Consider the following 800-nt stretch of genomic DNA (forward strand, 5'->3'; position numbering starts at 1 on the left):
GTCTGGTAACAGATGTAGGTGACTGGTACTAATAGGCCGAGGACTTACCAACAAAGAAGCTACGCGTCCACTGTGCAGTATCTGAAACAACACACGCATGCTCGCAGCCCGGAACGGGCGCGCAAGCGTGACAGTTTCATAGAGTTACGGCGGCTATAGCGGTGGGGAAACGCCCGGTCCCATTCCGAACCCGGAAGCTAAGGCCACCTGCGCCGATGGTACTGCACTCGACAGGGTGTGGGAGAGTAGGACACCGCCGGAACATCCTTCGCGAAAGGGGACCCTCACCGGGTCCCCTTTCGGCGTTTGACCACCCGGTGCCGCGTTGACGCTCGAGAGCGGCGTGATTGAATTCATGGGTAGGTGGGATCGCCCACCGGCCCTCCTCACGCGCTCCAGCGCCGTGGCCGGGTACCGCAGGCTACAAGAACAGAGAGGGATCACCGTGGCGGAGCAGAACGACGGCCGCAAACCCTTCCGCCGCAATAGTGGTGGGACCGGACAGAGCGGCTACGGCCGGCGCGACGAAGGCGAACGCCGCGACCAGGGACGTTCGCCGGGTGGACCGCGCCGCGAGCGCGATGGCGGTCGTGAGGGCGGATTCAACCGTGGCGGTGGCGGATTCAACCGCGGTCGTGACAATGAGCGTGGCGGCTACCGCTCCGAGGGCGACCGCGATCGCGGCGGCTATCGGGGCGAGGGCGGCGGCCGCGGCGGGTCCGAGCGCGAAGGTGGCCGGGGCGGGTACAGCCGCGAGGGCGGATTCAACCGCGGCGAGCGTCGAGAGGGCGGCTTCGACC

General features: G+C 66.6%; 1 rRNA gene and 1 pseudogene. One reads left to right on the forward strand and one right to left on the reverse strand.

Annotated elements, in window-relative coordinates:
* The first annotated feature begins 145 nt into the window (after positions 1-145).
* A 5S ribosomal RNA gene (gene rrf, locus ACIRRA_RS34065) occupies positions 146-262 on the forward strand.
* A 159-nt stretch (positions 263-421) separates the two neighbouring features.
* Here the strand turns inward: rrf and ACIRRA_RS34070 are convergent.
* A pseudogene (locus tag ACIRRA_RS34070) lies at positions 422-800 on the reverse strand (hypothetical protein); the annotation flags it as partial.

Origin of the sequence: Nocardia sp. NPDC101769, assembly GCF_044766925.1 — a bacterium.
Taxonomy (GTDB): domain Bacteria; phylum Actinomycetota; class Actinomycetes; order Mycobacteriales; family Mycobacteriaceae; genus Nocardia.